Here is a 14,419-nt window from a genome sequence, read left to right on the forward strand (position 1 = left end):
CGACCCGTGGCCATGATGGCCTCCCCCGTGCAAGTGACGACCGACGATCGACGGCCGTGGTGTGACGGCTACCGTAGGCAACGGTGCCGCCATAGACAAGCAAGGATTTCTCACAGCCACCTCTTTGCCGGTACTCGCCGCAATAAGTCCTCTTTGGGCTTCGTCGCGCCGGCCGTGAACTGCTTGTGCCCGGTGAATCGGCCTGGTTGACTCACGCCTCGCCGCCCGGGGCATCGACGACATCAACCGGGCCTACGGGGAGGTAACATGTCGTATCGACGAAGGCTGCCCAGATTCCTGGCCGCGCTCACCGCCACCGCCACGGTCCTGACCGTGGCCGCCGTGGCACCGGCCTCGGCAGCACCCGTACCGAAACCCACCACCGGCCGGTCCGCCAAGGCTCCGGCCGGTGATGCGGCGTGGTACACCACCGAGGCCGAGGCGATGGTCGCCGCCCGGCGCTCCGGCAAGCGCATCGAGGTCGACGCGCTGACCACCGAGACCCGGCAGGTCTTCGCCAACCCGCGTGGCACCTTCACCCTCGAACAGCGCGTCCGGCCCGTGCGGGTCAAACGGGACAACCGGTGGGTGCCGGTCGACCCGAGGCTGCGCTTCGGTGCCGGTGGACGGGTCACGCCGCGCGCCACCAAGGTCGGGTTGAGCTTCTCCGGCGGCGGGGACACCGTGCTGGCCAGGGTCGTCCGCGACGGCAAGGAACTGGAATTCGGCTGGGACAAGCCATTGCCCCGACCCACCCTGGACGGGGACACCGCCACCTACCCGAACGTGCTGCCCGACGTCGACCTGGTGGTCAAGGCGGACGTGGAGGGCTTCTCCGAGGTCTTCGTGGTCCGCACACCCGAGGCGGCGGCGAGTCCCGCCCTCACGACCGCCGACTTCGCGCTCCGCACCAAGGGGCTCAACGTCACCACCGACGCGGCCGGCAACATCAAGGCACTCGACGCCGACGGCCGGATGGTGTTCACCGCGCCGACGCCCCGGATGTGGGACAGCGGTGGCACGGCGGAACCAGGGCTGTCGGCCGGCGAACGGACGTTCCAGAGCAACGAGGGCGCCCGCCAGGCGGCGATGAAGCCGACCATCAGCAACGGGACGCTCTCGATCGCCCCCGACCGGACGATGCTCCGGGCGGCCGGCACCCGCTACCCGGTCTATCTGGACCCGAGCCTGGTCAGCGGCAGCCGGTTGGCCTGGACCTCGGTGTGGAAGTCCTTCCCGAACTCGAAGTACTGGAACTCCAGCGACATCGCCCGGGTCGGCTACTCGCAAACCGACAACCTGACCAACCGCTCCTTCTTCCGGATGGACACCAGCCGGGTCAAGGGCAAGAACATCATCCGGGCCACCTTCCAGGCGTACGAGACCCACTCGTGGTCCTGCAACGCACGGTCGGTGGAGTTGTGGCGTACCGGCGCCATCAGCTCGGCGACCACCTGGAACAGCCAGCCCAGCTGGATCGCCAAGCTCGACACCGTCAGCGTGGCCCGCGGCTACAGCTCCTCCTGCCCGGACGGTGGGGTCGACTTCGACGCCACCGCCGGAGTGCGGACGGCAGCGGCGGCCAAGGCCGGCGACGTCACACTGGGCCTGCGGGCCACCAGCGAGACCGACACGCTGGCTTGGAAGAAGTTCCGTAACAATCCGACGCTGAGCATCGAGTACAACTCGACACCGTCGGTGCCGACCGCGCTCAGCACCAGCCCCGGCACCCCCTGCACCGGCGGCAAGCTCGGCAACACCGACGTCTACCTGCGGGCCACACCGAGCGACGCCGACGGAGGCAACGTCATCGGCGAATTCAGCTTCTGGCCCACCGGCGGAGCCACCACCGTGCGCAACGTGACTATCTCCAGCGGAGTCCAGGCCCGCACCCTACTCCTCAAGAGCAGCCTGACCGACGGTGCGACCTACAACTGGAGGGTCCGCACCAAGGACAGTGACGGCGCGGCGTCCGGATACAGCGCGACCTGCTCGTTCACCGTCGACAAGACGCTGCCCACCGCCGACGTGGACGTCACCTCGACCCAGTATCCCGCCCAGGACCCGACGGGCACCATCGTCAGCACGGTGCCCGCCGGCATTCCCGGCCAGTTCACCATCAACGCCAAGGGCAACACGGACGTCGTCGGCTTCTACGTCGGCATCGACACCGACACGCCGAGCCGGTACGTCGCCGCGAACACCCCGGGTGGCACCGCGACCGTCACGTTGACCCCCACCCGCAACGGGCCGGGTTTCGTCGCGGTCAAGACCTGGGACGGGGTGAACCCGTCCGCGTCGGTCGACACCGACCACGCCTTCTTCGCCACCGCCCCGGCCGGTCCGCAGGTCGGCCGGAACGACCTCAACACCGACGGCCACGGCGACCTGATCGGCCGTAACGCCAACGGCGACCTCTGCCTCTACCTGGGCAACGGCGCGGGTGGCTTCATCGACGGCAGCGCCTGCTCGGTGAAGATCGACAGCAACCGCAGTGGTTGGCTGCACGTGGTCCGCCCCGGCGACTGGGACGGGGACGGGTGGACCGACCTGGTGGCCGTGGAGGCGGACGGCGACCTGGTCTACTTCACCGGCAACGGCGCAGGCGGTTTCCTGCCCGACGCCAACGACGTGATCATCGACTGGGACGCCGACGACAACCCGATCAGGACCACCGGCTGGAACCAGTACAACCTGGTCGTCGCCCCCGGGGACTGGGACGGCGACGGGTATCCCGACCTGATCGCCCGCAAGTCCACCGGTGAGATCGTCCTGCACCGGGGCAACGGCTTCGGCGGCTGGGCCGACGACGCCGCACCGGTCCGTCTCGGCTGGGGCATCTGGCAGGGCTTCGACAGCATCGTCGCCCCCGGCGACGTCGACGGTGACGGCAAGGCTGATCTCTTCGCCCGCAGGGCCAACGGCGAGCTGACCCTGTTCCGGGGCAACGGCAAGGCGGGATTCCGCAGCCCGGGTGGGGTCAGGTACGGCGTCTGGCAGACCGGGGTGAACGTCCGCGCAGCGAATGCCACCTGCGACGCCTCCCCCTCGGTCGCCAACTGCCCCACCGTCGTCGACACCCTCAACCCCGGTGACCTGATCCTGCCGATCTGCCAGAAGCGGGGCGAATACGTCGGCGGCAACCCGTACTGGGTGTACGGGACCACGCCCCGCGGCAAGACCGGATGGGTGCACGGGTACAACATCGACTACACCGAGAACCAGCTGCCCGACGTGCCGAACTGCGCCCGTCCGGCGCAGACCACGTACACGGTGTGGACCGACGGGGTGATCGTCACCGCCACCAACGCCACCTGTGAGGGAGCCCCGAGCACCACCAACTGCGCCACCGTGGTCGACACGCTGTTCACCGGGTCGATGTTCACGCCGATCTGCCAACGCACCGGGCAGACCGTCAGCGGCAACCCGTACTGGGTCTACGGGATCAGTTCCAACGGGCAGACCGGCTGGATGGCGGCCTGGTGGATGGACTATCCGGACAACCGCCTACCCAACCTGGCGCTCTGCGCCAACTACAACGGATCATCGGTGGGGACCGGGTGGAGCACCTACAGCGCGGGTCTGTTCGCCGCCGGTGACTTCAACGACGACGGCCGCAACGACCTGATGGGCGTCAAGTCCACCGGGGACCTGCACGTCTACTACGGCACCGGCAACGGCACGAACCTGTTCACCAACGGCAACGGCGGCACCAAGATCGGTACTGGCTGGAACGGCTTCAACAAGGTCTTCTGACCGACCGGCGAACCGGTGGGGCCCGCTCGTCGGGCGGGCCCCACCGGTGCCGTCAGCCGGGCTGCTGGCTCCAGGCGATGCCGTCGAGGATGTCGTGTTCGGAGGCGACCACCGAGGACATCCCGGCCCGCTCCATGATCACCTTGAGCACCAGCGCGCCCGCCCCGATCACGTCCGCCCGCCCCGGGTGCATCACCGGGATCGCCAACCGCTGCGCGGCGGTCCTGCCCAGCAGGTCGGCGGTCACTCCGGCCACCCGCTCGTACGGCACCCGGGCGTGGTGGATGCGCTGCGGGTCGTACTCCTGGAGGTCCTGGGCGATGGCGACGACGGTGGTGACCGAACCGGCGAGCCCGACCAGGGTGGCGGCCTCCCGGCCGGGGACGACGGCGAGCGCCCGGTCGACGGCGGCGGCGATGTCGGCCTGGGCGGCGGCGACCTCGTCGGCGGTCGGCGGGTCGCCGTGCAGGTGCCGTTCGGTCATCCGGACGCAGCCGATGTCCACCGAGATCGCCGCCTGCACCCCACCGTCACGGGTGCCCACCACGAACTCGGTCGAGCCGCCACCGATGTCGACCACCAGGTACGGCGGCTCCGCGTCGGCGGGCAGCCCCCGCACCGCGCCGGTGAACGACAGCCGGGCCTCCTCGTCGCCGCTGACCACCTCGGGCGCGACCCCGAGGGTCTGGGTGACCATGGCCCGGAAGTCGGCCGCGTTGCTGGCGTCCCGGGACGCCGAGGTGGCGCACATCCGCACCCGGTCGACGCCCAACTTGTCGATCTCGGCGGCGTACCCGGCCAGCGCCACCCGGGTCCGTTCGATCGCCTCCGGGGCCAGCCGGCCGGTCCGGTCGACGCCCTGACCGAGCCGGACGATCTCCATCCGGCGGGCCAGGTCGACCAGTGGGGCCTGCGGCCCGGCCGACGGGTCGGGCAGGTCGGCGACCAGCAGGCGGATGGAGTTGGTCCCGCAGTCGATGGCGGCCACACGCGTCGTCACGGCAGCAACCCTACGGCAGCCGCCGACCGCGCACGGCGGCACCGACCGGACCGGCGGCGGTCACCGACGCCGGGACAGCCGCCGCAGCAGCAGCCACGGCACCCAGGACAGCACGGCGAGCAGCACCAGCAGCGCCACCAGCGGCGCGCGCCACCACGGGTCCACCGTGGCCGGTGGCGGGTCGGCGGGTGCGGAGACCCACGGGCGGGCGGTCTTCGACCAGGCCAGGAAGGCGTCGCCGATCGGGAGCAGGCCGAAGGCGTACCGGCGGGTGTGCGGGGTGTCCAGCGGAAAGCCGACCAGTTCGCCGTAGTTGGCCAGCGCCCCGGCCAGCGCGTCGTCGCCCTGCACCTGGGCCGCGCCGAGGGTCACCACGGTGGCGGAGAAGCTCACGCCGAGTGGCAGCGGCCCCGAGTCGACGTCCCCCGGGCCGTCCAGCCCGCGCGGATACTCCCGCACGGCCGGCCCGAGCCCCAGCGGCGACACCACGAACCCGGTGCGGAAGCGCAGGTACTGCTCCCGGGCGAAGGTCGGGTCGATCTCCGGCAGGAACCGCTGGATGACGCTCTGCGAGGTGCCCCGGGCCACCTCGGCCGGCGCGCCGGTGCCCGGATCGACCCGGTGCGGCAGCAGGCCGGTACGCGGGTCGAGCCGCTGGCGGACCCCGTCCAGCCAGCGTGCCGTGGTCCGGGCGAACCGGGGCGGCAGCAGGTGGTCGTGCAGCCGCAGCGAGGCCACCGCCACCGTCGAGTCGACCGGCCACGCCTGCCCCGGGTAGGCGGCGAGGTACGGCGTGGCCGAGGCGTCGAACGCGGCGGCCAGGGTCGCCGACGTCTCGGCGAACCGCCGCATCTCCGCCGGGTCCCGACCCGACGTCGGTTGCAGGGCGAGCACCCCACCGCGCAGCCAGTTCGTCCAGCCGGCGTGGAAGACGCCGTACGCCGGGGTCAGGTCGGCGCTGAACGGGGCAGTGCCGGCCGGGGACTCCAGCCGGGCCAGCGCCCACCGGGCCTCCCGCAGCGCCTCGTCGCGCTCCTGCGGCGGCTGCCGAAGGCCGGTCTCCACCCGGGCCAGCCCGTACAGCGCGTGGGCGAAGAACCAGCCCTCCGGGAACATCGCCTGGGCGTCCTCGCCGGCACCGTCGTCCAGCTCGGCGCGCAGGTAGTCGAGTTGCCGGTCCACCCCGGGCGGCTGGCGGTCGACGCCACCGGTGGCCGGGGCGATCAGCCGGGCCACGCCGACCAGCGCGAACAGGGTCACCAGGGCGGCGGGCAGGGCAACCAACCGGCGCAGGATCGTCACCGGCCCAGGGTGCCGGGCCGGGTCAAGACACCGGGACTGCCACCGGCTAGAGGCGCAGCAGCATCCGGGTGTTGCCCAGGGTGTTCGGCTTGACCCGTTCCAGGTCGAGGAACTCGGCGACGCCCTCGTCGTAGGAGCGCAGCAGCTGCTCGTAGACGGGCTGCGGCACCGGGGCGCCGTCGATCTCGGTGAACCCGAACGCGCCGAAGAACGCCGTCTCGAAGGTGAGCACGAAGATCCGGGCGATGCCCAGTTCCCGGGCGGCGTCGATCAGCTCGGTGACGATCCGGTGGCCGAGCCGCCGGCCCCGGCAGGCCGGGTCGACGGCCACGGTGCGGATCTCGGCGAGGTCCTCCCACATCACGTGCAGCGCCCCGCAGCCGACCACCCGCCCGTCGCCGGTCACCGCGACCCGGAACTCCTGCACGTCCTCGTAGAGGGTGACGGTGGCCTTGCTGAGCAGCCGCCGGTCGTCGGTGTAGGTGTCGACCAGCCGCCGGATGCCGCGTACGTCGCCGGTGCGGGCCCGGCGTACCTCGATCCCGTCGGTCATTTCACCCGGGGCGTCGGCACGTCCACGCAGGGCCCGGCCGTCCACCACTTCTCCACCAGGGCGAGCGTCTCGTCGCCGAACGGGTTGACCCCCGGACCGGCGCCGAGCGCGTGGCCCAGGTGCACGTGCAGGCACTTCACCCGGCCGGGCATCCCACCGGCGGAGATGCCGGCGATCTCCGGCACCTCGCCGATCGCGGCCCGGCGGGCCAGGTAGTCCTCGTGCGCCGCCCGGTACCGGTCGGCCAGCTCCGGGTCGTCGGCGAGCCGCTCGGCCATCTCCTTCATCAGCCCGGCCGACTCCAGCCGGCTGCACGCCGCCGTCGCCCGGGGGCAGGTCAGGTAGAACAGCGTCGGAAAGGGGGTGCCGTCGGCGAGCCGGGGGGTGGTCTCCACCACGTCGGGTAGGCCGCACGGGCAGCGGTGGGCCACCGCCCGGGTGCCCCGGGGCGGGCGTCCGAGCTGCGCGGCCACCGCGGCCAGGTCGGCCTCGGTGGCCGGCTGGTGCTCCGGCGGGGGTACGGAGTCCGCCGCCGGCTCCTGCGGTGGTACGACGTTCACGGTGCCCATCTCTCGTTCGGTACGCGGGTGCTGCTCACTGGTCGGCGGCTTCGCCGTTCGCCGCCCGGACGCTCGACCACAGGGTGTCGTACCAGGGGGCGGGGGCCTTGGGCGGGGCCGGCGGCCGACCGCCGTTGGCGTCGCGGGCCGCGCCGTCGGCGTCGTTGAGCACGATCACCGGGGTCTCGCCGGGGGCCACCATGTAGAACCGTTCCCGCGCCTTGATCTTGATGTATTCGGGGTCCTGCCACTTCGCCGCCTGGGCGGACAGCTCGGCGATCTCTTCGCGCTGGGCGGCCTGGCTGGCCTCCATCCGCTCGATGTCGACCTGCTGGTCGAGGTAGACCCGGACCGGGTAGGTGTAGGCCAGGGCGAGCGCGAGCAGCACCGCGAACAGGACGGTGGCCCGCCCGGTGAACCGTCGGGGGTGGGGTGCGGTGAGCCGGCGGATGGTGCCGCCGGCCGCCGTCCGGCGCGCCGCCGCCGGGCGGTTGGCCGACCGGACACCATCGACACCGCGCGAGCGGGCCGCGGTGGTCCGCGCCTCGGCGCGGACCCCGCCGTCGCGCAGCGGCGTGCGGGCGCCCCGGGCCCCGCCCGGCCGGCCGGTCGGCCGGCGGGCCGGGCGTTGGCCACCCGGTGTGCGGCGCTGCTGCATCGTCACACCCCTCCCCCCGAGGTTCGCCCGGGTCAGGCCGAACGGTAACGCGGGAACGCGCCGACGCCGGCGTACCGCGCCGCGTCGCCCAGCTCCTCCTCGATCCGCAGGAGCTGGTTGTACTTGGCGACCCGGTCGGACCGGGCCGGGGCACCGGTCTTGATCTGGCCGCAGCCGGTGGCGACGGCCAGGTCGGCGATGGTGGTGTCCTCGGTCTCGCCGGAGCGGTGGCTCATCATGCACTTGAAGCCGGCCCGGTGGGCCAGGTCCACGGCGTCCAGCGTCTCGGTCAGCGAGCCGATCTGGTTGACCTTGACGAGCACCGCGTTGGCGGCCTTCTCGGTGATGCCCCGGGCGATGCGCTGCGGGTTGGTGACGAACAGGTCGTCGCCGACGATCTGGATCCGGTCGCCGACGGCGGCGGTCAGGGTGGCCCAGCCGCTCCAGTCGTCCTCGGCCAGCGGGTCCTCGATGGAGACGATCGGGTAGTCGCCGATGAGCTTGGTGTAGTAGTTGCTCATCTCCTCGGCGCTCTTGGCCGCGCTCTCGAACGTGTAGGTGCCGTTGTCGAAGAACTCGGTGGCGGCCACGTCGAGGGCGAAGACGATGTCGGTGCCCAGCCGGTAGCCGGCCTTCTCGACCGCCTCGGCGATCAGGTCCAGCGCGGCGGCGTTGCTGGGCAGGTTGGGGGCGAAGCCGCCCTCGTCGCCCAGGCCGGTGGAGAGGTCCTTCTTCTTCAGCACCGACTTCAGCGCGTGGTAGACCTCGGCCCCGGAGCGCAGCGCCTCGCGGAAGCTGGACGCCCCGATCGGCGCGATCATGAACTCCTGCACGTCGACGTTCGAGTCGGCGTGTGCCCCACCGTTGAGGATGTTCATCATCGGCACCGGCAGCAGGTGTGCGTTGGGGCCGCCCAGGTAGCGGAACAGGCTCAGCTCGGCGCTGCCGGCCGCGGCCTTGGCCACCGCCAGCGAGACCCCGAGGATCGCGTTCGCGCCCAGCTCGCCCTTGTTGTCGGAGCCGTCGAGGTCGAGCATCTTCTGGTCGATCAGCCGCTGCTCGCTGGCCTCGTAGCCGATGAGCTGGTCGACGATCTTGTCCTCGATGTTGGCGACCGCGTTCTCGACGCCCTTGCCCAGGTAGCGGCCCTTGTCACCGTCGCGCAGTTCGACCGCTTCGAAGGCGCCGGTGGAGGCGCCGGAGGGTACGGCGGCGCGGGCGATCGTGCCGTCGTCCAGCCCTACCTCGACCTCGACCGTGGGGTTGCCCCGCGAGTCGAGAATCTCCCGGGCGACGATTCCCTCGATGGTTGCCACTGAGTCGCTCCTCGTTCGTGTGTGCGAATCCGGTTCGGGCCGCGACGGTGCGGCTGAGGCAGGTGTGTTGAACGCAGCGTATCGGGCGGCGTCCGGCCGCACGGCGTCCGGGGACACGTAGCCCACCCCTAATCGGTACGCCGGGACGGACATTCCCGGATTCTCACCCCTGAACCGGCAACCGGTTTGCGCCGGGTGGACCCGATCGACCACGCTGGTCGCCATGCCCGCCGTCTCGACCACCCTCCGCGTGCTCGCCGTGTCGGTCATCGCGTCGCTCACCGTCACCGGCTGTCAGACCTTCGACGACGCCGGGCGCACCCTCGGCCGCGCCGATCTGATCAACGATCTCGCCACCCGGCTCGACGAGTCGCTGGTGCGGACCTGGACCGCCGAGTACCGGCTCGCCGGTGGCCGGGACTTCACCATCGCCCAGACGAAGGAGCCGGCCCGGTCCGCGTACACCTGGACCGCCGGCAAGATCACCGTCTCCGAGCAGGCCATCACCCGGTGCGGGACCACCGCCGGGCGGACCACCTGCACGGTCGAGCCGCCGGTGCTGATGTCCGGCAAGGCCGCCGTGCCGCTGTTCACCGAGGCCCGCAAGGCCGGCCTGGTCACCCCGCCGGCGGTGATCGGTCTGCTCACCGAGGCCGCCCTCGACCCGGCGGCCCAGATCAGGCAGACCGACACCACGATCACCGGGCACCACGCCACCTGCGTCGAGGTCCGCCGGGCCGCCGGGAACTTCGACACCTGCGTCACCAGCGAGGGTGTGCTCGGCAGCTTCACCGGGGTGCTCGACGGCCAGCCCGTCGAACTGACCCTGGACCGCTACACCGACTCGGTGACACCGACAGCGTTCGACCTGCCCGCCGGCGCCGGGGTGACCGACCGCCGGCCGGCGACGTCGTGACCGTCCCCCCACCCGCAGACCCCGCCCCGGCCGGCGCTCCGTCGCCCGCGCCCGGCGACCTGGGCCTGCTCGTCGCCGGCCACCGGCTCCTCACCGGCCCCGACGGGGGCCTGCCCCGGGTCGGCGAGCTGCCGGATGCGACCGGCTGGGTGCCGGTGGGCACGCTCGACGGGGTGCCGGCCTGGGCGGCGGCACCGGACGACGCGACCCGGCCGGCCGGGCGCTGGCGCAGTTGGCGGGCGCTCGCCGCCGAGCTGCCCGAACCGCTCGCCACGCTCGCCGGGCGGGCGGTGGCCGTGGTCACCTTCCGGCGTACCCACCGCTGGTGCGGGGCCTGCCGGGCGGAACTGGCCGACGTGCCCGGCGAGACGGCCCGGCGTTGCCCCGCCTGCGACCTGTACGTGCCGCTGCGGCTCTCCCCGGCGGTGCTGGCGGCGATCACCCGCCCCGGGCCGGCCGGCGGCCCCACCGAGCTGCTGCTGGTGCGGCACGCCTCCGGCCCGACCGGGCTGTGGGCGCTGGTCGCCGGCTTCGTCGAGGCCGGCGAGTCGTTGGAGACGGCGGTCCGCCGGGAGGTCACCGAGGAGGTCGGGCTGGCCCTCGGCAGCGTCGACTACTTCGGCAGCCAACCCTGGGCGATCTCCGGGCCGGGGGTGCTGCTCGCCGGTTTCACCGCCACCGCCGCCGACCCCACCGCCGAGCCGGAGGTGGACGGGCGGGAGCTGGTGCGGGCCCGCTGGTTCCCGGTGGACGCGCTGCCGGCCGAGCTGCCCCCGGCGTACTCGATCTCCCGCTGGCTCATCGACGCGGTCGCCGCCCGGGGCTGAACCCGGCCCGGCCCGCTCAGACGCCGAGCAGGGTGCGCAGGTGGCGCGGCGGCGGGCAGTCGTGGGCGAGCATCGCGTCGTGCCACCCGCGCAGCGGCACCCCGGCCGGGCGGGCGGCGGCGATGTCGGCCATCTCGCTGTAGCCGACGAAGTACGTGGAGAGCTGGGTCGAGGTGAGCAGCGCCCGCCGCCACTTGCCGGCCGCCTCGCCCTCCTCCTGGAAGCCGCGTTCGGTCATCAGCGCCAGTGCGTCCGCCTCGGTCATCTGGTCACAGTGGACGAGCTGGTCGAGCAGGGCGTTGATGGTCATCCGGAGTTGCATCTTGAGCTGCTGGAGGCGGACCGGCAGGCCGCCGAAGCCGAGGCCGGCCATCAGCTCCTCGGTGTAGACCGCCCAGCCCTCGATGAACACCCCCGACTCGGTGAGCGCCCGGACCCGGGTGGGGCCGGCGTACCGGCGGGCGTGGGCGAGCTGGAGGAAGTGCCCCGGCATCGCCTCGTGCACGGTCAGGTTGCGGATCATGTGGTCGTTGTATTCGCGGTAGAACGAGTCGACCCGGTGTGCGGGCCAGTCCGCCGGGGTGGGTGCGATGCAGTAGAAGGTGGGCAGGTCGGCCGGTTCCAGCGGGCCGGGCGAGTCGCAGTAGGCCACCGCGACGCCCCGGGCGAACTCCGGCATCTCCTGGATCACGCACGGGTCGTCGACCAGGCTGACCAGGTCGTGCGCCCGGACGAAGTCGACTGCCTCGTCGAGGGTGACCGAGGCGAGGTCCACGATGGAGTGGTCGTCGGGGTGCTCGGCGGCGAGCAGGTCCAGCGCCCGGCGTACCGTCCCGTCGTCGGCCGGTCCACCGACCAGCTCGACGGCGGCGGCGCGGATCTCGGCGGTGACCCGGTCGAGGTTGGCCCAGGCGCGGCGCTGCACCTCGGCCGCACCCAGCTCGGTGTCGAGGGTGTGCCAGAGCCGGGCCTCCCAGCGGCGGCGGCCCAGCCGGGGGTCGCGGCCCGGCCCGGCGTCGGCGGCCAGCCCGGCGCGCAGCCAGCCGACGAACTCGTCGAGCGCGGCGATCGCCGCCGTCGCCGCCGGCTGCACCGTGCCGGCCAGCGCGGGAGCCTGAGCGAGCAGCAGCGGCACCTCGTCGCGGATCAGCGCGGCGCTGCCGGCGAACTGCCCGACCGCCGTCTCGGCGTGTACCCGGGGCATGTCCCGCAGCGTCGCCCGCGCGGCCGCCAACGCGTCGGGTACGGCGGTCAGCCGCCCCACCAGGTGCGCCAGCCGCTGCTCCACCGGCGCGTACGGGCGGGCGAGCAGGGCGTGCAGCAGCGGGCCGGGGTTGTGCACCAACGGGTCCCACTCGAAGGCCCGGATCTCGCTGCGCTCGAACAGTTCCCGGTCGACCAGGGCGGCGAGCAGCGCGTGGTCGACCTGCTCCTCGACGTCGAGGGAGTCCGCGTCGACCTCGGCGAGCGCGTCGGCGGCCTCCCGCAGCATCGCCTGGTCGGCGGCGACCGCCGGGGCGGAGAGGTCGGGCAGCCGGTCGTCGTAGCGGTGGTCCCCGGCCGACGTGGCGAACCCGGGTCGGCTCTCCAGCACTGCCTCGACGATCCGCTCCGCCAGCGGCACGAATGCACCCATCCCCCGACCCTACCCACCCCACCGGTCCCCCACCGGCCGCGCGCCGACCCCGTCGATCAAGAGGTTCGCGTCACTGGAGCGCGCGGATCTGACGCGAACTTCTTGATCAACTCGACGGGGTGGGGGGTTCGGTGGTGCGGAGGGTCCGGGTGAGGGTGAGGGTGGCGCGGCGCAGGGCCGCCTCGGGGTCCAGGCCGGCGTGGCGGGCCTCGGCGACCAGGGCCAGCAGGGTGGCACCCAGGCGGGACTCCGGGTCGGGCTGGGCGTCGGGGGACGGCAAGGGCACGGCCAGCCCGGCCCGACCGGCGCGGTCCAGCACCTTCGCCGCCAGGGCCAGGGCGGGCTGGCTCAGCGCGATGCCGTCGAGCACCGACGCGCGGGCCTTCTCGGCCTGCTTGATCCGCTCCCAGTTCGCCTCGATCTCGGCCAGCGAACCCGCCTGCGCACCGGAGAAGACGTGCGGGTTGCGGCGGACCATCTTGTCGACCAGGGTGCCGGCCACGTCGTCGACGCTCCACCGCTCGTCCTCGGGCAGGTTCTCCGCGAGGCGGGCGTGCAACAGCACCTGGAGCAGCACGTCGCCCAGCTCCTCGCGCAGCGCGTCAGTGTCGCCGTCGCTTATCGCGTCGTACGCCTCGTAGCACTCCTCGATCAGGAAGCCGGCGAGGCTGCGGTGGGTCTGGGCCCGCTTCCACGGGTCACCGCCCGGCGAGGCGAGCCGGTCCATCACCTCGACCGCGTCGAGCAGCCGGGCCCCCGGCGGGTCCCACGAGCCGTACATCAGCTCCAGCTCGGCCAGCCCCGGCTGGCGGGCCAGCCGCAGGCCCACCTCCCGGGCCAGGGACTCGTCGCCGGTCGGGCCGGCAAGCCAGACCGCCGTGCCGTGCGCCGCCGCCGCGTCCAGCAGCGCGTCGCCGGCCCCGGCGGAGACCACGGTGACCTCGACGCCGGCCGCGCGTACCGCCGTGACCTGGGCACCCTCCGCGCCGGTCAGCACCGGTGCGGAGCGCAGCGTGTCCCAGGCGGCGGCGGTCAGCAGACCGGCCGGCAACCGGGGTGAGGTGACCAGCAGGACGATCCGGTCGGACATGCTCAGGAGGCCGCCGGCCCCTGCTCCGGGGTCGGGCTGGCGACCGGCTCGGGCGTCGACACGTCGGTCACCGGGCCACTCGCGTCGATGTACGGCAGCGCGTAGAAGACCAGCTCCTGGCCCTTGTTGACCCAGGCGGGGACGCCGAGCGGCCGGTACCGGGGGTTGACCTCGACGTCGACCTTGTCGGCCTGCTCGCCCAGCGCGGCGCTCAACGCCGAGGAGGTGCGCACGAAACCGCCGTCGCCGAAGAGCTGCCGCACCTGCGCCACCGACAGCCCCCGGTCGATGCCGCCGGTCTTCTCGATCGCGTGGTAGACCGCCATCACCGACTCGTCGCTCAGGTCGGCGGGCGGCAACTGCTGGCTGAGCACCACGAACAGGTCGGCCCACTCGCCCCACAGCTTCGCGAACTCCGCCTGCGGCGGCATCTGGAGCTGCTGGGCCAACTGGTCCGGGGTGATCTGGTCGGGGACCTGGATGTTCTTCTCGGCCGCGACCCGCTTGCCCAGGTCGATGCTGACCAGCAGGTTCACCACGTCCTGCCGGGTCAGCCCGGCCCGCAGCTGCTCCGGGCTCAGGGTCTGGCCGGACTGGGCCGCGCCCTGCCGCACCGCCTCGGCGTACCTGGTCTGCGCGTCGGTGTAGATCGCGTCCACGCGGGCCACCGAGTAGCGACTGTCGCCGATGTATGCGGCCACATCCGGGGATGCCTTGCCGCAGGCGGTGAGGGAGAGGACACCCAGGGCCGCGACGCTGGCGGCGGCGATGAGACGGCGTGCACGCATGACGGTCACTCTCTCAT

12 protein-coding genes are annotated in these 14,419 nt (G+C 72.8%); 3 read left to right on the plus strand and 9 right to left on the minus strand.

Annotation, left to right across the window (positions count from 1 at the left end):
* The first annotated feature begins 267 nt into the window (after window positions 1-267).
* On the plus strand, window positions 268-3,756 hold the full coding sequence (locus tag ACN260_RS25060) for an FG-GAP-like repeat-containing protein (protein ID WP_422753330.1): 3,489 nt from the start codon (window positions 268-270) through the stop codon (window positions 3,754-3,756).
* A 52-nt stretch (window positions 3,757-3,808) separates the two neighbouring features.
* Here the strand turns inward: ACN260_RS25060 and ACN260_RS25065 are convergent, their stop codons facing one another.
* From ACN260_RS25065 to eno, 6 genes are all read right to left on the minus strand, one after another.
* The gene (locus ACN260_RS25065; RefSeq protein ID WP_422756822.1) at window positions 3,809-4,744 is read right to left on the minus strand and encodes an exopolyphosphatase; all 936 of its coding nucleotides are present in this window, start codon (window positions 4,742-4,744) and stop codon (window positions 3,809-3,811) included.
* A 72-nt stretch (window positions 4,745-4,816) separates the two neighbouring features.
* Window positions 4,817-6,058, minus strand: a complete 1,242-nt coding sequence (locus tag ACN260_RS25070) for a hypothetical protein (RefSeq protein ID WP_422753331.1) — start codon at window positions 6,056-6,058, stop codon at window positions 4,817-4,819.
* Between the two features lie 46 nt (window positions 6,059-6,104).
* Window positions 6,105-6,611 carry an amino-acid N-acetyltransferase gene (locus ACN260_RS25075; protein WP_422753332.1) on the minus strand — a complete coding sequence of 169 codons (507 nt, stop codon included), beginning with the start codon at window positions 6,609-6,611 and terminating at the stop codon, window positions 6,105-6,107.
* Window positions 6,608-7,171: a DUF501 domain-containing protein gene (locus ACN260_RS25080; RefSeq protein WP_422756823.1), complete on the minus strand. Its 564-nt coding sequence runs from the start codon at window positions 7,169-7,171 to the stop codon at window positions 6,608-6,610. Before ACN260_RS25080 ends, ACN260_RS25075 begins: the two co-directional genes overlap by 4 nt.
* 34 nt (window positions 7,172-7,205) lie before the next feature.
* Window positions 7,206-7,829, minus strand: a complete 624-nt coding sequence (locus ACN260_RS25085; RefSeq protein WP_422753333.1) for a septum formation initiator family protein — start codon at window positions 7,827-7,829, stop codon at window positions 7,206-7,208.
* A 32-nt stretch (window positions 7,830-7,861) separates the two neighbouring features.
* Window positions 7,862-9,145, minus strand: a complete 1,284-nt coding sequence (gene eno, locus ACN260_RS25090; RefSeq protein ID WP_194821928.1) for a phosphopyruvate hydratase — start codon at window positions 9,143-9,145, stop codon at window positions 7,862-7,864.
* Window positions 9,146-9,368: 223 nt separating this feature from the next.
* Here eno and ACN260_RS25095 point away from each other — a divergent pair, with 223 nt between their 5' ends.
* Both ACN260_RS25095 and nudC read left to right on the plus strand, forming a co-directional pair.
* A complete protein-coding gene (locus ACN260_RS25095) occupies window positions 9,369-10,061 on the plus strand; it encodes a hypothetical protein (protein WP_422753334.1) in 693 nt (230 codons plus the stop codon).
* Complete coding sequence (nudC, locus tag ACN260_RS25100) at window positions 10,058-10,888, plus strand: NAD(+) diphosphatase (RefSeq protein WP_422753335.1); 831 nt, start codon at window positions 10,058-10,060, stop codon at window positions 10,886-10,888. Before ACN260_RS25095 ends, nudC begins: the two co-directional genes overlap by 4 nt.
* A 16-nt stretch (window positions 10,889-10,904) precedes the next feature.
* Here nudC and ACN260_RS25105 read toward each other — a convergent pair whose 3' ends face one another.
* The 3 genes from ACN260_RS25105 to ACN260_RS25115 form a co-directional block, all read right to left on the minus strand.
* Window positions 10,905-12,524, minus strand: a complete 1,620-nt coding sequence (locus ACN260_RS25105; protein WP_422753336.1) for a DUF885 domain-containing protein — start codon at window positions 12,522-12,524, stop codon at window positions 10,905-10,907.
* Window positions 12,525-12,630: 106 nt separating this feature from the next.
* Window positions 12,631-13,614, minus strand: coding sequence for a nucleoside triphosphate pyrophosphohydrolase (locus tag ACN260_RS25110; RefSeq protein WP_422753337.1), 984 nt, complete (start codon window positions 13,612-13,614; stop codon window positions 12,631-12,633).
* Window positions 13,615-13,616: 2 nt separating this feature from the next.
* A complete protein-coding gene (locus ACN260_RS25115; protein WP_422753338.1) occupies window positions 13,617-14,402 on the minus strand; it encodes a hypothetical protein in 786 nt (261 codons plus the stop codon).
* Window positions 14,403-14,419: the final 17 nt, after the last annotated feature.

The sequence above is a fragment of the Micromonospora sp. WMMD708 genome (assembly GCF_049315245.1).
Taxonomy (GTDB): domain Bacteria; phylum Actinomycetota; class Actinomycetes; order Mycobacteriales; family Micromonosporaceae; genus Micromonospora; species Micromonospora wenchangensis.